Below are 22208 nucleotides of genomic sequence, written 5' to 3' on the forward strand. Positions count from 1 at the left end.
TAGGGATGGGCTGATTATGCGCGGCGACGGCGCGGCGCGGTCGGCGCTGTCGTGAATTGGATACAAAAGACTAAATTCAGCGATGACAGCCGACGACGATGCGTCTAGACTATAGCCATGCGCATTGTGCGTGTTTCAGAGGGAGGCGAAGTATGGATGGATTGAGTCAGATCAGCGGGCAGGGCGTGTCCAACAGCATCCAGATCTACGCATTGAAAAAAGCCATGTCGGCGCAGTCGCAGTCGGCTTTGAGCTTGGTGCAAGGCGCGTCCGACAATATGGCGCAGGCCCAGGCCAGCAATCCGGCCCATCTGGGGCAGAATATCGATACCCGCGCCTGAGACGGCGGGGTGACTGGAAAAGCGGCCTAGGCCGCTTTTTTTATTGCCGGGTTCAGAACCTGTTCACGGTCTAGCGAGCCAAGGCGAGACAAGATGTTGCGGCTGAGAAAGCGGAGTATGCTCGTGGCGCATGAGCATTTCGAAGCTGTACTCACCGCGCCACATCTCATGACGCGCAGCAGATCGTAAACAGGTTATCAGGCGCTGAGCGCCTGATCCCAGTCTTCCGGAAATTGCCGTTCCAGCCAGTTCGCCAGCCATTCCGCCGCGCTCTCCCAGCGCGTGTCCAGCATCATCATATGGCCAAGATGGGGCAGGATGTCCGCCGCCACGTCCAGACGCCGCGCGGTGGCCACCACATCTTCCGGCCCCACCAGCTGGTCTTCGGCCGCGCCCAGCACCAGCGCCGGCAGCCGCGCCAGCGGCCGGTTGGCCAGCGGGTTGACCAGGGTCATGTCCATCAGCGCTCGCTGGCTTTCCTGCTGGCAACGGCTGATCAGCAGTTCCACCGCCGATTCCGGCGCGTCCGGCGACAGCAGCATGTCCTTCAGTTCGATGAACTCCGGATCGTACAGGCCGTGCTGGTACATATTGAGCTTGAGAAACAGGGCCGGCGCCTGCGTCAGCAGCCGCAGACTGGACGAGGCGAGCCCCCCGGGCGGGACCGAGGCCAGCAAGGCCGCGCCGGGCAGCTTGTGGCGGCTCAGGTATTGCTGCACCACGTAGCCGCCCATGGAGTGGCCCACCATCACCGGCGCGGCCGGCAATTGCTTGAGCGCCGCGTCGAGATTGCGCACATAGTCGTCGACGCCGATCGCGGCCAGGTAGTCCCGGCCCTCGCTGCCGCCGTGTCCCTCCAGGCTCAGCGCCCAGCAATCGTAGCCTTGCCGGGCGAACCAGGGCATGAAGTATTCCCGCCAGCACCAGGCGCCGCAAAAGGCGCCGTGCACGAACAACAACGGCGGCGCGAGACGCGCCGCCGTTGGCGCCGGGGCTTGATGCAGCAGCTCCAGGCGCGGGGACATCACAGCACTTCGGCGGCGTGGTCCGCCAGCCGCGAGCGCTCGCCGCGCTGCAGCGTGATGTGGCCGGAATGGCCCCAGCCCTTGAAGCGGTCCACCACATAGGTCAGGCCGGAACTGCCCTCGGTCAGGTAGGGGGTGTCGATCTGCGAGATATTGCCCAGGCAGACCACCTTGGTGCCGGGGCCGGCGCGGGTGATCAGGGTCTTCATCTGCTTGGGCGTCAGGTTTTGCGCCTCGTCGATGATCAGGTATTTGTTGAGGAAGGTGCGGCCGCGCATGAAGTTCAGCGATTTGACCTTGATGCGGGAGCGGATCAGGTCGCGGGTGGCGGCGCGGCCCCAGTCGCCGCCATCGTCGTCGCTCTTGTTGAGCACGTCCAGATTGTCCTCCAGCGCGCCCATCCACGGCGCCATCTTTTCCTCTTCGGTGCCGGGCAGGAAGCCGATGTCCTCGCCCACCGGCACGGTGACCCGGGTCATGATGATTTCGGAGTACAGCTTCTGTTCCAGCGTCATCGCCAGGCCGGCGGCCAGCGTCAGCAGTGTCTTGCCGGTGCCGGCCTGGCCCAGCAGGGTGATGAAGTCCACCTCCGGGTCCATCAGCAGATTGAGGGCGAAGTTCTGCTCGCGGTTGCGCGCGGTGATGCCCCAGACATTGTTTTTGTGGTGGCTGTAGTCCTTCAGCGTCTGCAGCACCGCGGTCTTGCCCTCCACCTGGGTCACGCGCGCCTGCAGCGGCTGGGCACCTTCCTGCCACAGCATCTGGTTGACGTAGAGGTTCTGACCGTCCGGGCCCTTGACCTGGTAGTAGCTGCGACCCTGTTCCTGCCAGGACTTCATGTCCTTGCCGTTGCGCTCCCAGAAGCTTTCGTCGATTTCCCGGGTGCCGGTGTAGAGCAGGTCGGTGTCTTCCAGCACCTTGTCGTTGAAATAGTCTTCCGCGTCCAGGCCCAGCGCGCGGGCCTTGATGCGCATATTGATGTCTTTGGACACCAGGATCACCGAGCGGCCTTGCTGCAACTCCTTCAAGGCCATCACGATGCCGAGGATCTGGTTGTCGGCCTTGCCCACCGGCAGAGACGGCGGCAGCACGCTGTGTATCGCCTGGGTCTGCAGGATCAGCTTGCCGGCGGCGGCGTCGCGGCTGGCGCTCTTCAGCGGAATGCCGGATTCGATCTTGGCTTCGGCCCCGCTGACGATCTCATCTAGGAAACGGCTGGCCTGGCGCGCGTTGCGCGCCACTTCGGACATCCCCTTCTTGTGGGTGTCCAGTTCTTCCAGCGTGATGATGGGGATGAACACATCGTGTTCTTCGAAGCGATACAAGCAGGTGGGGTCGTGCAGCAGCACGTTGGTGTCGAGAACAAACAGCTTGCTGGCGCTGATTTTTTTGCGGCTGGCCATGATGATCCCCTGGTTTTATCGCGGGGCGGGCCGGGAATCGGCCGACCCCGTCGCGGTTTTTAGAGCGTCTTGACGAAGTCCAGCACCGCCGCGGCGTGGCCTGGCACTTTGACGCCGCGCCATTCGCGCGCGATGTCGCCGTTCCGGCCAATCACGAAGGTGCTGCGTTCAATCCCTCTGACCTGTTTGCCATACATATTCTTCATCTTGATGACGCCAAACAGATTGCAAACAACCTCCTCTGCATCGGACAACAATTCGAATGGCAGCTCCAGCTTGGCTTTGAAGTTCTCGTGAGACTTCAGGCTGTCGCGGGAAATGCCGACAACGGCGGCGCCGGCGGCGGCGAATTCGGCGTGCAGATCGCGGAAATCCATGGTTTCGTTGGTGCAGCCGGGGGTGTTGTCTTTGGGGTAGAAGTAGATCACCAGCGGCTTGGGGCTGCTGGACAGCTGAAACGAGACGCCGGCGGTGCCGGGCAGGGTGAAGTCGGGGCAAGCAATGCCGGACATGCAGTAACTCCTGTGGTGGAACTGGGTTGGTGCGTCCGCCTTGTTTTGAGATTAGCGGATTCCCGCCCGGTTAGACAATGGGAATGGGTAACGAAATTTTCACGGCGCGTGTTCCCGCCGCAGCAGCACCAAGAGCGCGCCGGCGCCGCCCATGGATTCGCCGGCCTCGCAAAAGGCCAGCACGTCGGGGTGGTGCTTGAGCCAGGCGCGCACCATGCGCTTGAGTACGGGCTGGCCGTTGGAGCCGAAGCCCTTGCCGTGTATCACCCGCACGCAGGGGCCGTGGCGCCGCGCCTGGTGCAGGAACAGCGCCAAGGCGTCCTGGGCCTGGTAGCGGTCGCAGCCGTGCAGGTCGAGCTGGCGGCAGACCGGCCAGAAGCCTGCGCGCAGCTTTTTCAGCGTGGCGGAGGGCATGCCGGGGCGGGCGAAATGGGCGTCGATCTCGGCCGGTTCGAACCAACCCACCATCTGCTGCAGCAAGGCCTGTTGCACCGCTTCCGACGTCTGGCCGTGCTGATGGCGGCGGCGCGGATGCGGGCTGGGCTTGGGGCGAGGGCTGGCGTGGCGGTTGTCCGGCTTCAGCGGCTTGACGTCGCGGAACAGCTGGCGGAAATCCGGTTCCGGTTCGGCCGGCGGCGCGGCGGAAACGGAAACGCCAGCCGGCGCGCGGGAGTCGCGCACCTGCTGGCGCAGGCCTTGCAAGGCTTTCTTGAAGGCTTTCAAGCGTTTACTTCAGGTTGTCCAGGTAACGTTCCGCGTCCAGGGCGGCCTGGCAGCCGGAGGCCGCGCTGGTCACCGCCTGGCGGTAGATGTGGTCCTGCACGTCGCCGGCGGCGAACACGCCTGCCGCGCTGGTGGCGGTGGCGTTGCCCTCGCGGCCGCTCTTGGTGATCAGGTAGCCGGTGCCGTCCATTTCCAGCTGGCCTTTGAAGATCTCGGTGTTCGGCTGGTGGCCGATGGCGACGAAGAGGCCCATCACCTTGATTTCTTCGGTGGAGGCGTCCTGCATGGACTTCAGGCGCAGGCCGGTGACGCCGGAAGCATCGCCCAGCACTTCGTCCAGGGTGGCGTTCAGCTTCAGGCTGATCTTGCCTTCCTTGACGCGGTCCATCAGCTTGTCGATCAGAATCTTCTCGGCGCGGAAGGTTTCGCGGCGGTGGATCAGGGTCACGTGCTTGGCGATGTTGGCCAGATACAGCGCTTCTTCCACCGCGGTGTTGCCGCCGCCGATCACCGCCACGTCCTGGTTGCGGTAGAAGAAGCCGTCGCAGGTGGCGCAGGCGGACACGCCCTTGCCCTTGAACGCTTCTTCGGAGGCCAGGCCCAGGTATTTGGCCGAGGCGCCGGTGGCGATGATCAGCGCGTCGCAGGTGTATTCGCCGGCGTCGCCCACCAGGCGGATCGGTTTTTCATGCAGATGGGTGGTGTGGATGTGGTCGAACAGGATTTCGGTGCCGAAGCGCTCGGCGTGCTGCTGAAAGCGCTGCATCAGTTCCGGGCCCATCACGCCGGCGGCGTCCGCGGGCCAGTTGTCCACGTCGGTGGTGGTCATCAACTGGCCGCCTTGCGCCAGGCCGGTGACCAGTACCGGCTTCAGGTTGGCGCGCGCCGCGTAAACGGCGGCGGTGTAGCCGGCGGGGCCGGAGCCAAGAATCAGCAGGGGGCTGTGGCGAGTCGTGGTCATGATGTTTTCCTGTGTGAGAAGCGGGTAATGAAACCGATTGCGTCAAACCGGGGCGGCCGGTTGGGCGCCGAGGTCGAGTCGTTCAGTTCTGAAGTATGGTGTCTGTCCGTCGGAATCCAAGAGCAAGAGCGGACTATTCAACCAGCGGGCCCGCGCGCGGGCGCCGGCGTTTCGGCTGACAATATACAAGAGCGGCGGGGCAAGGTTAAGCGTTGGCTTGATTGGAATATTCAACATTGCTGATTGAATTCCTTTATCGCCGTTCCCGGCCGTCCTATCGGCCGGGCTTGGTTCTGGCTGAAATCATTTGCGCATTCACGCGTCGATTCAAAAGCTTGCCGTTTTTCGGGGCGCCGTCATGCCGGAATCCGCGGCGGGGCTAGGCCCGCTTGGCCCGCCGCGGCCGCGCGGCGGCTACTTGCCAGCACCGGCCGCGTGCTATACTGTCCGTTTTCGCGTTGGGTGCGTGGTGTAACTCCGCGCAGCGCCACTTCTGAGGTGAGGCAATGTCCTTCGTGTCTGCCGATCCGTGGCGTCGTACCGTCCCAGATGACTAAACCTGTCACACACTTAAGGATTTAACATGCAAGTACAGCTGGAAACATTGAGCAATCTTGAGCGCCGCATGAATATCGCCCTGCCGATGGCGGCCATCGACACGCAAGTGGCCGAGCGCCTGAAGCGCGTGGCCCGCAACGCCAAGATTCAAGGTTTCCGCCCGGGCAAGGCTCCGCTGAAGATCGTGGAAATGAACTACGGCGCCCAGGTGCGTGAAGAAGTGATGGGTGAACAGGTTCAACAGGGTTTCTACTCCGCCGTGAGCGAGCAGAAGCTGCGCGTTGCCGGCTACCCGCGCTTCGAGCCGGTAGCCGCCGGCGACGACAAGGAAAACTTCAAGTTCGCCGCCACTTTCGAGGTTTACCCGGAAGTGAAGGTTGGCGAGCTGGCCGGCAAGGAAGTGGAAAAGCCGCTGACCCCGGTGACCGACGCCGAAATCGAGAAAACCATCGATATCCTGCGCAAGCAGCGCACCCGCTACAACCGCGTTGAGCGCGAAGCCGCCACCGGCGACCGCGTGATCATCGACTTCAAGGGCGCCATCGACGGCGTGCTCTTCGAAGGCGGTTCTTCCGAGAACTTCCCCTTCGTGCTGGGCCAAGGCCAGATGCTGGCCGAGTTTGAAGCGGGCGTCGCCGGCATGAAGGAAGGCGACATCAAGAGCGTGGAAGTGAGCTTCCCCGAGGATTACCACGGCAAGGACGTGGCCGGCAAAACCGCCGTGTTCGAAATCCTGCTGAAGAACGTGGCTGAAGCCGTGCTGCCGGAAGTGAACGAAGAGTTCGCCAAGCTGCTGGGCATCGCCGATGGCGACGTTGAGAAAATGCGCGCTGAAATCCGCAAGAACGTGGAGCGCGAAGTGAAGCGCCGTCTGCAGGCCCGCACCAAGGAAAACGTGATGCAGGCGCTGTTGGACGCCACCGAGATCGAACTGCCGAAAGCCCTGGTCAGCCTGGAAATCGGCCGTCTGGTCGAGCAAGCCCGTCGCGACATGCAGCAACGCGGCATGAACGTCAAAGACATGCCGTTCCCGCCGGAACTGTTCGCTCAGCAAGCCGAGCGCCGCGTGGCTCTGGGCCTGATCCTGTCCGAAGTGGTGGAATCCAACAAGCTGGAAGCCAAGCAGGACCAAGTCAAGGCCATGATCACCGAGTTCGCCGACAGCTATGAAGATCCGGCTGAAGTGCTGACCTGGTATTACGCCAGCCCGGACCGTCTGGAAGGCCCGACTTCCATGGTACTGGAAGACAATGTGGTTGAATTTGTGCTGTCCAAGGCCAATGTTGTAGAGAAAGAACTGTCCTTCGACGCCCTGATGGGCAACAACGCCTGATAACAGCTGGAGTGGCCGATGAAATCGATGATGGAACCTCAAGGTCTGGGCCTGGTGCCCATGGTGGTGGAACAGAGCGGCCGCGGCGAGCGCGCGTATGACATCTACTCGCGTCTGCTGAAGGAACGCATCGTGTTCCTGGTGGGCCCTGTCACGGATGAGTCGGCCAACCTGGTTGTGGCGCAGATGTTGTTCCTTGAATCGGAAAATCCGGACAAGGACATCCACTTCTACATCAACTCGCCGGGTGGGTCGATTACCGCGGGCATGTCCATTTACGACACGATGAACTTCATCAAGCCGGATGTTTCCACCTTGTGCATTGGCCAGGCTGCCAGCATGGGCGCCTTCCTGCTCGCCGCCGGCGCGCAGGGCAAGCGCTTCGCGCTGGCCAATAGCCGGGTGATGATTCACCAGCCGCTGCTGTACGGCGGCGGCCTGTCCGGCCAGGTCACCGATATCGAGATCCATGCTCGCGAACTGGTCAAAGTCAAGGCCAAGATGAACGAGCTGCTGGCCAAACATAGCGGCCAGCAACTGGAGCGGGTGATCGCCGACACCGAGCGCGACAACTTCATGTCCGCCGACGAGGCACAGGCCTACGGCTTGATCGACAAAGTGCTGACGTCCCACAAGGACGTGAAAGCTTAAGGAGCGATGGAATCCGCCAATGGCTGATAAGAACAGCAATGAAAAGCTTCTCTACTGCTCTTTCTGCGGCAAGAGCCAGCATGAAGTCCAACGCCTGATCGCCGGGCCGCAGGTCTTCATCTGCAACGAATGCGTCGAGCTGTGCAACGACATCATTCGCGAGGAGCTGGAGAAGGGCGTCGGCGACGCCGCGTCCTCCTCCGAAGACAGTCCGCTGCCTACGCCTCAGGAAATCCGCGCGGATCTCGACCAATACATCATTGGTCAGGATTTCGCCAAGAAGACCCTGTCGGTGGCGGTGTACAACCACTACAAGCGTCTGAGCAGCCCGGCAAGCAAGAGCGAGGTCGAGCTGGCCAAGAGCAATATCCTGCTGATCGGTCCGACCGGTTCCGGCAAGACCTTGCTCGCCCAGTCTCTGGCCCGCCTGCTGGACGTGCCCTTCGTCATCGCCGACGCCACCACGCTGACCGAAGCGGGTTACGTGGGCGAGGATGTCGAGCACATCATCCAGAAGCTGCTGCAAAAATGCGACTACGACGTGGACAAGGCCCAGCGAGGCATCGTCTACATCGACGAGATCGACAAGATCTCGCGCAAGTCGGAAAACCCGTCCATCACCCGCGACGTATCGGGCGAGGGCGTGCAGCAGGCTTTGCTGAAGCTGATCGAGGGCACCGTGGCCTCGATTCCGCCGCAGGGCGGCCGCAAGCATCCGAATCAGGAATTCATCCAGGTGGACACCACCAACATCCTGTTCATTTGCGGCGGCGCTTTCGACGGGCTGGAGAAGATCATTCGCCAGCGCTCGGAAAAGGGCGGCATCGGCTTCGGCGCCGACATCAGCTCCAAGGACGACGGCAAGAGCTTGTCCATGTTGTTCCAGGAAGTGGAGCCGCAGGATCTGATCCGTTTCGGTCTTATTCCCGAGCTGATCGGCCGGCTGCCGGTGGCGGCCACGCTGGAGGAGCTGGACGAAGAGGCGCTGGTCACCATCCTGACCCAGCCGAAGAACGCGCTGATCAAGCAGTATCAGAAGCTGTTCTCGATGGAGTCGGTGGAGCTGGAAGTGCGTCCGTCCGCCTTGCGCGTGATCGCCAAGCAGGCGCTGAGCCGCAAGACCGGCGCGCGCGGTTTGCGCTCCATCCTGGAACGGGCGCTGCTCGACACCATGTACGAGCTGCCGTCCATGGCCGACGTGGAAAAAGTCGTGGTGGATGAAAAGGTTATCGACAAGGGCGACAAACCGCTGTTCATTTATCGCGACAAGGACGACAAGGCGCAATCGGCCTGATTGTCCGCCGCGACTCCGGAGACCGCCCAAACCGGGCGGTTTTTTATTTGTAGAGCCGGAAATCTGATTTAGTATGGGGGTGTTGAATTTTACTGTCCGCCCCCCATCTCCCAAGCATTGTTTCATAAGCAAGGTTAGGTGATATGCCGCAACCCGCAGAACTCAAAGAAGAAGCCACGCTGCCATTGCTGCCGCTGCGCGACGTGGTGGTCTTCCCCCATATGGTGATCCCGTTGTTCGTCGGCCGCGCCAAGTCCATCCGCGCGCTGGAACTGGCGATGGACGAGGGCAAGCAAATCCTCTTGGTGGCGCAGCGTTCCGCCTCCAAGGACGAACCGTCCGCCGACGACCTGTATCAAGTCGGCACCATCGCTTCGGTATTGCAGATGCTCAAGCTGCCGGACGGCACCGTCAAGGTGCTGGTCGAAGGCCGTCAGCGCGCGATGATCGAATCGGTGGGCGAAGAAAACGAATGCTTCGTCGGCGCCTTCAAGCCGCTGAGCCCGGAGGCCGAGGAATCGACCGAGACTGAGGCGATGCGCCGCGCGCTGCTCGCGCAGTTCGAGCAGTACGTCAAACTGAACAAGAAGATTCCGCCGGAAGTGCTGAACTCGCTGGCCGGCATCGACCGCGCCGGCCGCATGGCCGACACCATCATCGCCCACCTGCCGCTGAAGCTGGAACAGAAGCAGGAAGTGCTGGAGATGTTCGACGTGCAGCAGCGCCTCGAGCACCTGATGTCGCAGCTGGAAGGCGAAATCGACATCCTGCAGGTGGAAAAACGCATCCGCGGCCGCGTCAAGCGGCAGATGGAAAAGAGCCAGCGCGAGTACTATCTGAACGAGCAGGTCAAGGCGATTCAGAAAGAGCTGGGCGAGATGGACGAGGTCAGCGACCTCGACGAGCTGGAAAACAAGATCAAGGTCGCCGGCATGAGCAAGGAGGGTCGCGAGAAGGCGATGTCCGAGCTCAAGAAGCTGCGCATGATGTCGCCGATGTCGGCGGAAGCCACCGTGGTGCGCAACTACATCGACACCCTGCTCGAACTGCCGTGGAAGAAGAAGACCAAGATCAGCAAGGACGTGGCCAAGGCCGAGGAAGTGCTGGACGAGGATCACTTCGGCCTGGAGAAGGTCAAGGAGCGGATTCTGGAGTACCTGGCGGTGCAACAGCGCGTCGACAAGCTCAAGGCGCCGATTCTGTGCCTGGTGGGGCCGCCGGGCGTGGGCAAGACCTCGCTGGGCCAGTCCCTGGCGCGCGCCACCAACCGCAAGTTCGTGCGCATGGCGCTGGGCGGGGTGCGCGACGAGTCCGAGATTCGCGGCCATCGCCGCACCTATATCGGCTCCATGCCGGGCAAGGTGCTGCAGAACATGAGCAAGGCGGCGGTGAAGAACCCGCTGTTCCTGCTGGACGAAGTGGACAAGATGGGCGCGGATTTCCGCGGCGATCCGTCGTCGGCCTTGCTGGAGGTCTTGGACCCGGAGCAGAACCACTCCTTCATCGATCATTACGCCGAAGTCGAATTCGACTTGTCCGACGTGATGTTCGTGGCCACCGCCAACTCGCTGAACATTCCGCCGGCGCTGCTGGACCGGATGGAAATCATTCGTCTCGCTGGCTACACCGAGGACGAAAAGGTCAATATCGCCACCAAATACCTGCTGCCCAAGCAAATGAAGGCCAACGGCGTGCAGGAGGGCGAGCTGGCGGTGCAGGAGACCGCGCTGCGCGACATCGTGCGCTACTACACCCGTGAAGCCGGCGTGCGCAGCCTGGACCGCGAAATCGCCAAGATCTGCCGCAAGGTGGTGACCAGCGCCTCGCTGAAGGCCGGCAAGGCGAGCAAGGTGACCGTCAGCGGCCGCAACCTGGACAAATTCCTGGGCGTGCGCCGTTTCGATTACGGCATCGCCGAGGACGAGAACCGCATCGGCCAGGTCACCGGCCTGGCGTGGACCGAGGTGGGCGGCGAACTGCTGACCATCGAGGCGGTGTCGCTGCCGGGCAAGGGCAACATCATCCGCACCGGCCAGCTGGGCGAGGTGATGCAGGAGTCCATCACCGCGGCGATGAGCGTGGTGCGCAGCCGCGCGCGTTCGCTGGGCATCAAGCCGGACTTCTACGAGAAGAGCGATATGCACATCCACGTGCCGGAAGGCGCGACGCCCAAAGACGGGCCCAGCGCCGGCATCGCGATGACCACGGCCCTGGTGTCCATCCTGACAGGCATTCCGGTGCGCGCCGACGTGGCGATGACCGGCGAGATCACGCTGCGCGGCGAGGTATTGCCCATCGGCGGCCTGAAAGAGAAGCTGCTGGCGGCGCATCGCGGCGGGATCAAGCACGTGTTGATCCCCAAAGGCAACGAAAAAGATTTGGTTGAAATTCCCGCCAATATCAAGCATAAAATCGAAATCCATGCCGTTAAGTGGATAGACGAAGTCTTGGCTTTGGCCTTGGAGCGGCAACCGGAGCCTTTGTCGGAAGAAGAAAAGCCGGCGGAGGAGTTGCGAGGGACGCAGGAGGCAGCGCAAGGCGTGTCCGTGATGAAGCATTAAGAATCATGGCCTTAGCCGAACGCTGAATAACTTGTGTTCAAGCGGCTTTCCAGTGTGTTTGCGAAATGGCAAAATGCCCGTCAAAGCCGCTTGACACAAGGATTTCGCCCTTGCTATAAAGCAAGCGGTTTTTATCCGAATTACGTAGACCGAGAACGACGAAAGGGGACTTACGTGAACAAGTCTGAACTGATTGACGCTATTGCCGCTGAGGCCGATATCTCCAAAGCCGCCGCCGCCAAGGCGCTGGACGGCATGGTGGCCGCTGTAACCGACGCTCTGAAAAAGGGCGACACCGTGACCCTGGTGGGCTTCGGCACCTTCTACGTTGGCGAACGCGCTGAACGCAGCGGCCGCAACCCGAAGACCGGCGCCACCATCAAGATCCCGGCAGCTCGTTCGCCGAAGTTCCGTGCTGGCAAGGCACTGAAAGACGCGCTATAATTAGCGGCCTTGGCAGCCCCTAGCGGCTGGCAAGGTGTTTCGAGGGGCGTTTAGCTCAGTTGGTAGAGCGTCTGCCTTACAAGCAGAATGTCGGCGGTTCGACTCCGTCAACGCCCACCAAGTTTCGGTTGGAGTGGTAGTTCAGTTGGTTAGAATACCGGCCTGTCACGCCGGGGGTCGCGGGTTCGAGTCCCGTCCGCTCCGCCAGAACTCACAAAAAGGTGAACGAAATACAGCGTTCACCTTTTTTTTTGACAAGGGTGGCTCAAGCCAATCGCCATGTTCGAGTTTGTCCAGAACAATAAAGTCTTCATTCAGGTTGTATTGGGAGCTGTTGCGTTGACCTTCGTGGGCTTCGGCGTGGGCAGCTATGAAGCAGCTTCCGACGACCCTTATCTCGCCAAGGTAGGTTCCGCCAAGATTTACAAGCGCGATCTGGATCGAGCCTTGGAGGGCCAGCCCACCGATCCGGCCAGCCGCCAGGCCGCGCTGGAAAACCTGATCCGCCAGGAACTGCTGCTGTCCGACGCGCATGACCGCGGCGTCACCGTCAGCCCCGAGCAGCTGCGCAAAGTCATCGCCTCCATTCCCGCCTTCCAGGACAACGGCAAGTTCAGCCCGGAACGCTATCGCGAATTCCTGCAAAACCGCTATCCGTCTCCGGAAGCCTTCGAAGCCCAGGTCAAGCGCGACATCGTGCTGCAAAGCCAGCTGACCGGCATCGCCGGCACCGAGTTCGTCGCCGGCACCGTGGTCAACCGTCTGGCCGGCCTGTTGGGCGAGGGCCGCGAAGTGCGCTCTTTGCTGTTGAAGCAGGCGGATTTCGCCGCCGAGGTCAAGACCGACGACGCCGCGCTCAAGGCCTTCTACGACGCCAACCTGAAGCGTTTCCGCGTGCCGGAGCGGGTTAAGCTCGACTACGTGCTGCTGTCCCAGGACGCCTTGGCCCAAGGCCTTAAGCCCAGCGACGCCGAGCTGCAGAAATACTACGAAGAACACAAGGCCGAGTTCAGCAATGAACAGCGCCGCGCCTCCCATATCTTGCTGACGGTGGCCAAGGACGCCAAGCCGGAGCAGAAGGCCAAGATCAAGGCCGAAGCCGAGGCCTTGCTGAAGGACGTGCGCGCCAACCCGGCCCGTTTCGCCGAACTGGCCAAGGCCAAGTCGCAAGATCCGGGCTCCGCGGCCAATGGCGGCGATCTGGGTTTCTTCGGTCACGGCATGATGGTCAAGCCTTTCGACGACGCGGTGTTCCGCATGAAGCCGGGCCAGATCAGCGAAGTGATCGAAACCGAGTTCGGTTATCACATCATCAAGCTGGACGAAGTGAAGGCTCAGGACTTCGCCGAAGTGAAGGCGGCTATCGCCGAGAAGCTGCAGCGTCAGCAGGCGGGCAGCCTGTTCCGCAGCCAGGCCGACAAGCTGACCGAACTGGCCTACCAGCAGGGCGATTCGCTGAAGGCGCTGCAAGAGCAGCTGAAGCTGCAGCCGCAGCATTCCGATTGGCTGAGCCGCGGCAAGCCGGCGGCGGACCCGCTGCTCAACAGCCCCAAAGTGCTTGAGGCGGCGTTCAGCGAAGACGTGCTGAAGAAGAAGCACAATAGCGAGCCGGTGGACATCGGCAACAGCCGCCTGTTGGTGGTGCGCGTGGCCGAACATCAGCCGGAGCGTCAGCAGACGATGGACGAGGTGCGCGAGGTGATCAAGGCCGAGCTGGTGGCCAAGGAAGGCGCCAAGCTGGCCGAGAAGAAGGGCCAGGCGCTGTTGGCCGAGCTGAAGGCCGGCAAGGGCGAGGGCAAGGCTTGGAGCGAAGCCAAGACCCTGCTGCGCCGCGATCCGGCCGGTCTGCCCATCGCCGACGCGCGGGCGGTGTTCGCCGCTCAGGCGGGCAAGCTGCCGGCCTTCGCCGGCGCCAAGCGCGACAACGGCGAATACGCGCTCTATCGCATCGACAAGGTGATTCCGGCGCCGGCGGCCAGCGAGGCAGAACGCGGCCAGCTGAGCGCGATCCTGGGCGAGATGAACGCCAACGCCCAGCTGTCCAGCTATCTGGACACCTTGCGTCAGAAGTACAGCGTGACGATGGGCAAGCAGGGTTTGTCCGACGCGCAATAAGTCCGGTTTGAACGATGTCCGATCGCCGCCGTCAGCGTTTGCTGGCGGCGGTTTTTCATATGCCGCGCGCTGATTTGCTTATAAGTTTGAGCGCTAAGCGGGCGGTTTTTTTGAGCGGGATGAGATAATTTCAATCTTTTTTAGTCGGAACTATTGACTGGAAACGAAAATAGATGTTCAATCATAAACAAATTTAGTCGCCGATTTGAACACAGCTTGCGGGCGTAAAACAGCTAAAGCGTGGGTAAGCAGCCCCAGGACGTGATCCAGCATCTGCTTACAGTAATCTCGATTCCGTAGTGATTCCGAAGATTCCCATGCAAGGCCCGCCAAGTTCATTGGCGGGCCTTGTGTTTTTGGAGTATTTGGAATGATTCATCTGCAAAATGTTCGTAAGCGTTTCCGTCACCCCGAGGGGGGCTGGTTCGATGCGGTCACGGACACCTCTCTCACGATTCGTCCGGGCGAAGTCTTCGGACTAATCGGCTTTTCCGGCGCCGGCAAATCCACCTTGCTGCGCCTGATCAATCTGCTGGAGCGTCCGGACCACGGCGCCGTCATCGTCGACGGCGAAGACCTGACCAGCCTGTCCGCCAAGGCCTTGCGCCGCGCGCGCCAGAATATCGGCATGGTGTTCCAGCAATTCAATTTGATGGCCAACCGCACCGTGGCCGGCAACGTCGCCTTCCCGCTGGAAGTGGCGGGCTGGGCCAAGGCGGATATCGACAAGCGCGTCCATGAATGCCTGGAAGTGGTGGGCCTCTTGGACCGCGCCAATCACTATCCGGCACAATTGTCCGGCGGCCAGAAGCAGCGCGTCGGCATCGCCCGCGCGCTGGCGCCCAATCCCAAGGTGATCCTGGCCGACGAGCCCACGTCGGCGCTGGACCCGAAAACCACTCAAGCCGTGCTGGATTGTCTGAAGGACATCAATCAACGCTTTGGCGTCACCATCGTCATCGTCACCCACGAGATGGGCGTGGTGAGGGCGATCTGCCATCGCGCGGCGGCCCTGGACGCCGGCCGGGTGGTGGAAGTGGTGGATGTGTCGAATAACGAGGTGGCGGCGGATTCCGATCTGGCGCGCTCGCTGCTGGAGGCCGCGTAATGGATGCCGCAACCCTGAACGAAGCATTGCAAAACCTGGTGAGCATGGGGCCGGAAATCTGGCAGGCCTTCCAGGAAACGCTGGTGATGCTGGGCATAGGCCTGAGCGCGGCCGTCTTGCTGGGCGGTCCGCTCGGCATCGTGCTCTACCTGACCCAGCCGGGCCAGCAGTTCGCCAACCGCGCGCTGAACGGCGTGCTGGGCTGGGTGGTGAACCTGGTGCGTTCCTTCCCCTTCATCATCCTGATGGTGTCGCTGGTGCCGCTGACGCGAGCGCTGGTGGGCAGCACCATCGGTCCGGTGGCGGCTTCGGTGCCGCTGGCCTTTGCCGCGATTCCGTATTTCGGCCGTCTGGTCGAGCAGACGCTGCGCGAGATTCCGCGCGGCGTGGTGGAGGCGGCCGAGGCGATGGGCGCCAGCCCGCTGCAGATCATCTGCAAGGTCTTGCTCAACGAGGCGCGCTCCGGCCTGATTTCCAGTCTGACCATTCTGACCATCAGCTTCCTGAGCTATACCGCGGTGGCGGGGGTGGTGGGCGGCGGCGGCATCGGCGATCTGGCCATCCGTTACGGCTACTACCGTTATCAGACCGATGTGATGGTGGCCATGGTGCTGATGCTGGTGGCGCTGGTGCAAGTCATCCAGTTGCTGGGCAACCGGCTGGCCGCCAAGCTGGACAAACGTTGACATCCGCCGGCGCCAGGCGCCGGCAGGGCTAAGCTTTTACCTATCAATGGACAAGCAGGAGAAACAAATGCGTAGATTCGTGATCAAGGCAGTGGCGGCGTCGGTATTGGGCTTGGCGACGGCGGGCGCGGCGCTGGCGGCGGACCCGGCCAAGAAGGACATCGTGATCGGCACCACCGTCGGCGATTTCGGCGACATGGTCAAGCAGTCGATCAAGCCCATCCTGGAAAAGCAGGGTTACAAGGTCAAGCTGGTGGAGTTCACCGATTACGTGCGTCCTAACCTGGCCTTGCAGGAAGGCGCGCTGGACGTGAATGTGTTCCAGCACAAGCCCTATCTGGACAACTTCGTCAAAGAGCACAAGCTGAACCTGAAAGAAGCGTTCCAGGTGCCGACCGCGCCGCTGGGCATCTACGCCGGCAAGATCAAGGCGCTGAAAGACGTCAAAGTGGGCTCCACCGTGGCCGCCCCCAACGATCCGTCCAATTTCGCCCGCGCGCTGGTGATGCTGGCCGATCTGGGCTGGGTCAAGCTGAAACCGGGCATCAACCCGCTGACCGCTTCCGAGCGCGACATCGCCGTCAATGTGAAGAAGATCAAGATCATTCCGCTGGAAGCCGCGCAACTGCCGCGTTCGCGCAGCGATGTGGACTTCTCGGTGATCAACGGCAATTACGCCACCAGCTCCGGCATCAAGCTGACCGAGGCGATCTATCAGGAAAAGAGCTACGCCTACGTCAACTGGGGCGCGGTGCGCACGGCGGACCTGGCCAAGCCCTGGGCCAAGGACGTGGTGGCGGCTTACAACTCGCCGGCGTTCAAGGCTTTCGCCAAGCAGAAGTACGCGGGCTACAAGCTGCCGCAGAACTGGAACTAAGCGAGATCGCTTATTTGCGCGCCGGCAGACGGCCGGCGGTGCAGGATTTCTTGTAACACTCCTGGCTACAAGACTTGATGGGAGGGCTTAGCCCTCCCAATTTTTTTGCGCGCTTAGAACGTGTTTACGATCTCGCGAGCTAAAGTGTACACACGGTACATGAGCATTTCGAAGGGGCACTCACCGTGTAACGCTCCACAACGCGCAGCAGATCGTAAACAGGTTTCTCAGGCCCGCTGACAAAACCTCTGATCCTGCGTTGCGCCTCCTTGTCGTACTGGTACTGTCTGTGTCGGCGCGCCTTGGCTCAGGTGCGCAGCGCGGTTTTGTTAGGGCTCTTATTTCAGATAGGAGCGCAAGACGCCCACCACCTGTTCCAGGTCCCGGCTGCGCTGCAGCGGGTCGTCGGCCTCAGGGCCAAGATGTTCGCGCAGATGGCCCTCCATCACTTCCATCATCAGCCCATTGACGGCGCCGCGCACCGCGGCGATCTGTTGCAGCACGGCCGAGCAATCGACTTCCTGTTCCAGCGCGCGTTCCAGCGCTTCCGCCTGGCCCTTGATGCGGCGGACGCGGGTCAATAATTTCTTCTTGTCTTTCACGGTATGCGGCATGCGCGCAGCTTCCTTCTATTGATAATATACTGGGGTATAGTATATTGACGCCAATCCGCCACTGGACGCATTGATTCCAATCGTCCACGGCGGCCAAACGGAACTCATTGTAAAGAAGGTCAAAGATGCCGCCAATCGCCGAGCTGATCCAACAGGGCAACATCAATCTCTGGCTGTTCATTCCGTCCGCCATCCTGTTGGGTGCGCTGCACGGGCTGGAGCCCGGGCACTCCAAGACCATGATGGCGTCTTTCATCATCGCCATCCGCGGCAGCATAGGCCAGGCGGTGCTGCTGGGCTTGTGCGCGGCCTTGTCGCATTCGCTGATCGTCTGGCTGCTGGCGGCGCTGGCGCTCCAATACGGTAATCAGTTGATCGCCGAGCAGGCGGAGCCGTATCTGATGCTGTTTTCCGCCGTAGTGGTTTTGGCGGTGGCGGCCTGGATGTTGTGGCGCACCCGGCGGGACAATCTGGCGGCGCGGGCCATGCGGCGGCCGCCAAACGGCGGCAGCATGATAGACACCGGCCATGGTCTGGTCGAGGCCTTGCTTCTGCGCGAGGACGGTCTGCGCGTGGCCTTGTACCAGTACGGCGCCGGCCTGCGACGGCTGAAACCCGATGGGCGCGGCTTGGCGCTGGCGTGGCAAGGCGAGGAGGAGGCCGGGGAACTGGCTTTTGAAACTGAGGGGGAGTATCTGCTCAGCCCGCGCTTGCCGGCCGGGGCGATGGCGAAGGCCTTGCTCCTAAGCCATGGCGGCCACGTTCATCGCTATCCCGTGCGTTTCGCGCCGGCGGTGGCCGGCGTCGAGGGGGCGGGGACGTATCGCCGGGCGGTGAGCGCGGGGCCGGCCAAGCCGGCGCGAAGAGCGACGGCGACGCTGCCCGCCTATCAGGACGCGCATGAACGCGCGCACGCCGAGCACATCCAGCGGCGCTTCGCCGGCAGGAAGGTGGGTAATGCGCAGATCGCCTTGTTCGGCCTGACCGGCGGGCTGATACCGTGTCCGGCCTCGGTGACCATTTTGCTGCTATGCCTGCATCTGAAGCGCTTCTCCCTGGGCGCCACCATGGTGGCTTCGTTCAGCCTGGGGCTGGCCTTGGCGCTGGTCAGCGTCGGCGTGCTGGCGGCCTGGGGCGTGCGCCAGGCGGGCGCCCGTTTCGGCGGCCTGGGCGAGTGGGCGCGGCGCGCGCCCTATCTGTCCGCCGGCCTGATGTTCCTGGTGGGCTTGGCGATGGCCGCGCAGGCCGCGCGCGGCCTCGCCGCTTAGCGCTTGTTCAAGGTCTGCCGCGCTTCGTGGGACGCGGCGCGGCGAGTACGGCTTCGAAATGCCCATGCAGCGCTTGCACGCTCCGCTTTCTCCGCCGCAAGGCCTTGTCCCGCTCGTGCTCGCGCGACTCTGAACGGTTTCCTAGGACGGCTGCCGCGCGGCGCCGGCGCGGCCCAGGTAACGTCCCAGCCAGCGGTCCTGTTCCCACAGCATGTGCAATATCGATTCGCGAGCGCGGTAGCCGTGGCTTTCCGCCGGCAGGGTCACCAGCCGCGCAACCGCGCCCAGGCCTTGCAGCGCCTGGTATAGACGCTCGCTTTGCAGCGGGAAGGTGCCTGGGTTGTTGTCCATTTCGCCGTGGATCAGCAAGAGCGGGTCCTTGATCTGATTGGCGTAGTTGAACGGCGACATGGCTTGATAAACCTCTCTGGCCTGCCAGAAATTGCGTTCCTCCGATTGGAAGCCGAAGGGCGTCAGCGTGCGGTTGTAGGCGCCGGAGCGGGCGATGCCGGCATGGAACAGCCGGGTGTGCGCCAGCAGATTGGCGCTCATGAAGGCGCCGTAGGAATGGCCGCCGACGGCGATGCGGGCCGGGTCGGCCACGCCCAGGCGCACCACTTCGTCCACCGCGGCCTGGGCGTTCATTTTCAGCTGCGGCAGATAGCTGTCGTTCGGCTCTTTCTCGCCTTCGCCGACGATGGGCATGCCCGGATCGTCCAGCACCGCGTAGCCGCGCGCCAGCATGGCCAGCGGTCCCCAATAGCTGATCCGATTGAAGCGGTAGGGCGATTCCGTCACCTGGCTCGCCGCGGCGGCGGTTTTGAACTCGGTGGGATAGGCCCACATCAGCAGCGGCAGCGGGCCGTCGCGCTTGGCCTCGTAGCCGGGCGGCAAATAGAGGGCGGCGGTCAGCGCCACGCCGTCGGCGCGCCGGTAGCGCAGCAGTGTCTTGGCGACGTCCTTCAATTGCGGCGTCGGGTGCGGCACATGGGTCAGCGCCAGCGGTCCGGACGCTTGCCCCAGCGCCAGACGGTAGAGATTGGGCGGCTGGCTGACGGATTCGCGGCTGAGCAGCAGGTCCCGGCCGGCGTCGTCCAGCAGCGCGGCCGGCCGTTCGAACCAGGGCGCTTGCGATTGCCACAGCCGCGTGGCGGGTTTGTCGTCCAGCGCGTAGCGGTCGACGAAGGGACGGTCGCCTTCGGGGCCGGCGCCTTCGCCCAGCAGATAGATGGCCTTGCCGTCCGGCGTGGTTTGCAGTACGGATTGTCCGTTGGCGTTGCTGATCATGGCCGCCTCGCCGGGGTCGCTGTAGCGGTCTTCCGATTTGCGGCTGCTCAGCAGTTCCGGCGGCCGGTCCTGGTCGGGGCGCGCGCGCCAGACTTTCAGTTCACGGCTTTTCCACCAGTGTTCGCGCACCAGGGCCAGGTCGCCGCGGCCCCAGCGGACGTCGGCGAAGCGGCTGGCCAGCCGCTGCAGCTGCCGCGGCGCTTGCTGGAAGGGCGCGGCTTGCAGATAGAGCGCGTCGCGTTCGGCGGCGTTTTGTCCGGGGTCGCCGCCGTCCAGCGCTTCGACCCAAAACAGGCTGGCCGGCGCGTCGGCGCGCCAGGCGATTTCGCGCGGGCCGGTCTCCACCGCGTCGTTGCCGGAAGGCATGCGTTCCAGCAGCGGCCGCTGGGTCACGGTATGCGCGATGCGGCCTTGCCGGTCCAATACGTCGACGCGCTTGGGGAAGCGGGAGATCGGCACCAGGCCGGAGTAGGGGCGTTGCAGGCGGGTGGCCAGCAGGTATTGGCGATTGGGCGAAGCGCTGACGCCGAGATAGCGGTCGGGTTGGCCGATGGGGCTGAGCTTGCCGTCCAGGCTGAGCAAGGCCAATTGGCTTTGCAGCTGGTAGTCCAGCAGGTCGGCGTCGTAGGGGGTCTTGAGCAGGTCGGGATAGGTCCGGGTCTGGGACGGCGCGCCGCCTTCGCTTTGCTGGATATTGGGGCCGCTCGGAGCCTGGGGCGGCCGCGGCGCCGGGCCTTGCTTCGCCGGCACGCGCTTGATCAGCAGCTGTTCGCCGAACCAGGCGAAGCCGGGGCCGGTGGCGGCGTTGAGGTGGACCTCGCCCAGCCGGCGCGCGCGGGCGTCGGCCACGTCCAACAGCCACAGCTCCACGCCCTTGGCGCCCCATAGGCTGAAAGCCACGCGGCTTTCGTCGGCGGACCAGGCGCTGTCGGCGATGCGGGCCCCGGCGGGCAGGCCGCGCACCGCGCGGCTGCGGCCCTGTTTCACGTCCAGCAGGCTTAGCGCGTTGCCGAAGTCGAAACGGCTGGCGGCGCGCATGGCGGGATTCAGGCGCAAGCCGGCCAGCTTGAGTTCGGGCTGGGCGACGTCGGCGATGCCGGGCAGACCGGGGCGATGGATTTGCAGCAGGGTCCGGCGCTTGGGGCCCAGGCTTTGCAAGGGCGGGCGCGGCGCGTCCACCAGGGCGCGCAATTCGGCGGGCGGGGTCTGATAGCCCTGTTCGGCGGCGCTTGACGGCGCAGCGGCCAGCAGGCCGGCGATCAGCGGCGCGCCGGCCAGCAGCGGAATACGAGGGGGCATGCGGGGCTCCTGTGAGGGATGGCGGGCAAGCGGAAAAACTTGCCCTAGTCTCGCAGGAGCGTCAAGGCGCGCCGCGCGCGGGCGGCGGGAGGCGCGAGCGCCCTAGAGCGGCGCGGAAACGCTAAGTAGTTCTTTTTGTTGCGGATTGGCCGGCGTCACCGGGTAGTCGAAGAACTGCAGCGTCAGGCCGCCGCCGTCCGCGCTGAAGCGGGCCGGGAAGCCCATCGGCAGCGTGGTCTTGTCGTGGACATGACCAAAAGGAATGCCTGTCAGCACCGGAACGCCGGTCAGACGGCGGATTTCCGCCAGCACCGCGTCCAGGGTGTAGCCGGGGTCGTAGAGGTCGACCTGGCGGCTCATATTGAAATCGCCGATGAAAATGGCGCGCTGTTTGGCCAGTACGCCGGCCAGATGCAGCTGCTGCAGCATGCGTTCGATGCGGTAGGGCTGTTCGGCGACGTCCTCCAGGAACAGCAGGCCGCCCTTGATGTCCGGCAGATAGGGCGTGCCGACCAGGCTGCTGAGCACGCTGAGGTTGCCGCCCCAGAACACGCCTTCGCCGCTGGCGTTGTGGCGCTGCGGCGCGTCGACGCGCAGCTGGCGGTTGGCCGTGGTGGTGGTGGTCAGGAATTCATTGAGGGTGAAGGCGCTGGGTTGTTTGGCGCCGAAGTCGCTGACCATGGGGCCGGCGAAGCTGCCCAGCCCGCCCTTGGCCAGCAAGGCCAGCTGAATGGCGGTGAAGTCGCTGTAGCCGATCAGCTGGCTGCCGGATTCGCGCAGCAGCGGGCAGAGCCGGCCGTAGTCGATGTGGGGCAGCAGTCGCGTGGCGCCGTAGCCGCCGCGGCCGGCCACCAGCAGCTGCGGCGCGCTGCGGCGCGAGATCAGCTGATTGAGGTCGGCCAGCCTTTGCGCGTCGCTGCCGGCGAAACGTTGATGGCGGCGGTCCAGCGCCTGGACGTTTTCCAGCTGATAGCCGGCCAGGCGCAGCCGCTCCACGGCTTGCTGCTTTTGGCGCGCGTCCGGCAAGGGGCCGGAGCAGGCGGTGAAATAGAGGCTGCTGCCGACGGCTGCCGGCGCGGGAAGGGATTGGTCAACCATGGTGCGACATCCTTGCAAGAGGCCAAGGCCGGCGCTGAGCGCGCCCATCT

At 63.3% G+C, this 22208-nt stretch carries 19 protein-coding genes and 2 tRNA genes; 13 read left to right on the plus strand and 8 right to left on the minus strand.

The features are described 5' to 3' along the window. Window positions 1-152 precede the first annotated feature (152 nt). Window positions 153-341, plus strand: a complete 189-nt coding sequence (locus ACODRW_RS16140; RefSeq protein ID WP_048411033.1) for a putative motility protein — start codon at window positions 153-155, stop codon at window positions 339-341. A gap of 197 nt (window positions 342-538) precedes the next feature. Here the strand turns inward: ACODRW_RS16140 and ACODRW_RS16145 are convergent, their stop codons facing one another. The 5 genes from ACODRW_RS16145 to trxB all read right to left on the minus strand — a co-directional run bounded on the left by ACODRW_RS16145 (window position 539) and on the right by trxB (window position 4965). Continuing rightward, window positions 539-1366 carry an alpha/beta hydrolase gene (locus ACODRW_RS16145; RefSeq protein ID WP_233246671.1) on the minus strand — a complete coding sequence of 276 codons (828 nt, stop codon included), beginning with the start codon at window positions 1364-1366 and terminating at the stop codon, window positions 539-541. Further along, the gene (locus tag ACODRW_RS16150) at window positions 1366-2769 is read right to left on the minus strand and encodes a PhoH family protein (protein ID WP_107799216.1); all 1404 of its coding nucleotides are present in this window, start codon (window positions 2767-2769) and stop codon (window positions 1366-1368) included. The genes ACODRW_RS16145 and ACODRW_RS16150 overlap by 1 nt, the downstream gene beginning before the upstream one ends. Before the next feature lie 59 nt (window positions 2770-2828). Next, window positions 2829-3281, minus strand: coding sequence for a peroxiredoxin (locus ACODRW_RS16155; protein WP_048414751.1), 453 nt, complete (start codon window positions 3279-3281; stop codon window positions 2829-2831). A gap of 99 nt (window positions 3282-3380) precedes the next feature. Next, window positions 3381-4004: a Smr/MutS family protein gene (locus ACODRW_RS16160; protein ID WP_227108205.1), complete on the minus strand. Its 624-nt coding sequence runs from the start codon at window positions 4002-4004 to the stop codon at window positions 3381-3383. Between the two features lie 4 nt (window positions 4005-4008). Then, on the minus strand, window positions 4009-4965 hold the full coding sequence (gene trxB, locus ACODRW_RS16165; RefSeq protein ID WP_488906173.1) for a thioredoxin-disulfide reductase: 957 nt from the start codon (window positions 4963-4965) through the stop codon (window positions 4009-4011). Between the two features lie 583 nt (window positions 4966-5548). Here trxB and tig point away from each other — a divergent pair. The 11 genes from tig to ACODRW_RS16220 all read left to right on the plus strand — a co-directional run bounded on the left by tig (window position 5549) and on the right by ACODRW_RS16220 (window position 16592). Next, a complete protein-coding gene (gene tig, locus ACODRW_RS16170; protein WP_107799213.1) occupies window positions 5549-6856 on the plus strand; it encodes a trigger factor in 1308 nt (435 codons plus the stop codon). A gap of 18 nt (window positions 6857-6874) precedes the next feature. After that, a complete protein-coding gene (clpP, locus tag ACODRW_RS16175; protein WP_107799212.1) occupies window positions 6875-7507 on the plus strand; it encodes an ATP-dependent Clp endopeptidase proteolytic subunit ClpP in 633 nt (210 codons plus the stop codon). Window positions 7508-7526: 19 nt separating this feature from the next. After that, entirely contained in the window at window positions 7527-8801 is a 1275-nt protein-coding gene (clpX, locus tag ACODRW_RS16180) for an ATP-dependent Clp protease ATP-binding subunit ClpX (RefSeq protein ID WP_107799211.1), read from the plus strand. A gap of 143 nt (window positions 8802-8944) precedes the next feature. Beyond that, window positions 8945-11362 (plus strand): endopeptidase La, encoded by a 2418-nt coding sequence (gene lon / locus ACODRW_RS16185; RefSeq protein WP_107799210.1) that lies wholly within the window; start codon window positions 8945-8947, stop codon window positions 11360-11362. A gap of 54 nt (window positions 11363-11416) precedes the next feature. Next, the gene (locus tag ACODRW_RS16190; protein WP_474456863.1) at window positions 11417-11806 is read left to right on the plus strand and encodes an HU family DNA-binding protein; all 390 of its coding nucleotides are present in this window, start codon (window positions 11417-11419) and stop codon (window positions 11804-11806) included. 44 nt (window positions 11807-11850) lie between these two features. After that, window positions 11851-11926, plus strand: a tRNA-Val gene (locus tag ACODRW_RS16195). Window positions 11927-11936: 10 nt separating this feature from the next. Next, window positions 11937-12013, plus strand: a tRNA-Asp gene (locus tag ACODRW_RS16200). A 72-nt stretch (window positions 12014-12085) separates the two neighbouring features. Then, the gene (locus ACODRW_RS16205; RefSeq protein ID WP_488906174.1) at window positions 12086-13921 is read left to right on the plus strand and encodes a SurA N-terminal domain-containing protein; all 1836 of its coding nucleotides are present in this window, start codon (window positions 12086-12088) and stop codon (window positions 13919-13921) included. Between the two features lie 370 nt (window positions 13922-14291). After that, window positions 14292-15029 (plus strand): methionine ABC transporter ATP-binding protein, encoded by a 738-nt coding sequence (locus tag ACODRW_RS16210; RefSeq protein ID WP_107799208.1) that lies wholly within the window; start codon window positions 14292-14294, stop codon window positions 15027-15029. After that, window positions 15029-15715, plus strand: coding sequence for a methionine ABC transporter permease (locus ACODRW_RS16215; protein ID WP_107799207.1), 687 nt, complete (start codon window positions 15029-15031; stop codon window positions 15713-15715). Before ACODRW_RS16210 ends, ACODRW_RS16215 begins: the two co-directional genes overlap by 1 nt. Before the next feature lie 67 nt (window positions 15716-15782). Continuing rightward, window positions 15783-16592 carry a MetQ/NlpA family ABC transporter substrate-binding protein gene (locus ACODRW_RS16220; protein ID WP_107799206.1) on the plus strand — a complete coding sequence of 270 codons (810 nt, stop codon included), beginning with the start codon at window positions 15783-15785 and terminating at the stop codon, window positions 16590-16592. Window positions 16593-16930: 338 nt separating this feature from the next. Here ACODRW_RS16220 and ACODRW_RS16225 read toward each other — a convergent pair whose 3' ends face one another. After that, window positions 16931-17206, minus strand: a complete 276-nt coding sequence (locus tag ACODRW_RS16225; RefSeq protein ID WP_107799205.1) for a metal/formaldehyde-sensitive transcriptional repressor — start codon at window positions 17204-17206, stop codon at window positions 16931-16933. 125 nt (window positions 17207-17331) lie between these two features. Between ACODRW_RS16225 and ACODRW_RS16230 the strand changes: the two genes are divergently transcribed. Beyond that, a complete protein-coding gene (locus tag ACODRW_RS16230) occupies window positions 17332-18474 on the plus strand; it encodes a HoxN/HupN/NixA family nickel/cobalt transporter (RefSeq protein ID WP_488906175.1) in 1143 nt (380 codons plus the stop codon). Window positions 18475-18615: 141 nt separating this feature from the next. Here the strand turns inward: ACODRW_RS16230 and ACODRW_RS16235 are convergent, their stop codons facing one another. Continuing rightward, window positions 18616-21060 (minus strand): S9 family peptidase, encoded by a 2445-nt coding sequence (locus ACODRW_RS16235; protein ID WP_488906176.1) that lies wholly within the window; start codon window positions 21058-21060, stop codon window positions 18616-18618. A 102-nt stretch (window positions 21061-21162) separates the two neighbouring features. After that, a complete protein-coding gene (locus ACODRW_RS16240; protein WP_233246670.1) occupies window positions 21163-22158 on the minus strand; it encodes an LD-carboxypeptidase in 996 nt (331 codons plus the stop codon). Between the last annotated feature and the right edge of the window lie 50 nt (window positions 22159-22208).

The sequence above is a fragment of the Chromobacterium sp. FG89 genome, assembly GCF_057808735.1.

Coding starts and splice junctions, on each gene's coding strand:
- trxB (WP_488906173.1), bottom strand. CDS start 4,965: ATGACCACGACTCGCCACAGCCCCCTGCTGATTCTTGGCTCCGGCCCC.
- ACODRW_RS16205 (WP_488906174.1), top strand. CDS start 12,086: ATGTTCGAGTTTGTCCAGAACAATAAAGTCTTCATTCAGGTTGTATTG.
- ACODRW_RS16210 (WP_107799208.1), top strand. CDS start 14,292: ATGATTCATCTGCAAAATGTTCGTAAGCGTTTCCGTCACCCCGAGGGG.
- tig (WP_107799213.1), top strand. CDS start 5,549: ATGCAAGTACAGCTGGAAACATTGAGCAATCTTGAGCGCCGCATGAAT.
- ACODRW_RS16240 (WP_233246670.1), bottom strand. CDS start 22,158: ATGGTTGACCAATCCCTTCCCGCGCCGGCAGCCGTCGGCAGCAGCCTC.
- ACODRW_RS16140 (WP_048411033.1), top strand. CDS start 153: ATGGATGGATTGAGTCAGATCAGCGGGCAGGGCGTGTCCAACAGCATC.
- ACODRW_RS16235 (WP_488906176.1), bottom strand. CDS start 21,060: ATGCCCCCTCGTATTCCGCTGCTGGCCGGCGCGCCGCTGATCGCCGGC.
- ACODRW_RS16150 (WP_107799216.1), bottom strand. CDS start 2,769: ATGGCCAGCCGCAAAAAAATCAGCGCCAGCAAGCTGTTTGTTCTCGAC.
- lon (WP_107799210.1), top strand. CDS start 8,945: ATGCCGCAACCCGCAGAACTCAAAGAAGAAGCCACGCTGCCATTGCTG.
- ACODRW_RS16225 (WP_107799205.1), bottom strand. CDS start 17,206: ATGCCGCATACCGTGAAAGACAAGAAGAAATTATTGACCCGCGTCCGC.
- clpP (WP_107799212.1), top strand. CDS start 6,875: ATGAAATCGATGATGGAACCTCAAGGTCTGGGCCTGGTGCCCATGGTG.
- ACODRW_RS16230 (WP_488906175.1), top strand. CDS start 17,332: ATGCCGCCAATCGCCGAGCTGATCCAACAGGGCAACATCAATCTCTGG.
- clpX (WP_107799211.1), top strand. CDS start 7,527: ATGGCTGATAAGAACAGCAATGAAAAGCTTCTCTACTGCTCTTTCTGC.
- ACODRW_RS16220 (WP_107799206.1), top strand. CDS start 15,783: ATGCGTAGATTCGTGATCAAGGCAGTGGCGGCGTCGGTATTGGGCTTG.
- ACODRW_RS16155 (WP_048414751.1), bottom strand. CDS start 3,281: ATGTCCGGCATTGCTTGCCCCGACTTCACCCTGCCCGGCACCGCCGGC.
- ACODRW_RS16145 (WP_233246671.1), bottom strand. CDS start 1,366: ATGTCCCCGCGCCTGGAGCTGCTGCATCAAGCCCCGGCGCCAACGGCG.
- ACODRW_RS16215 (WP_107799207.1), top strand. CDS start 15,029: ATGGATGCCGCAACCCTGAACGAAGCATTGCAAAACCTGGTGAGCATG.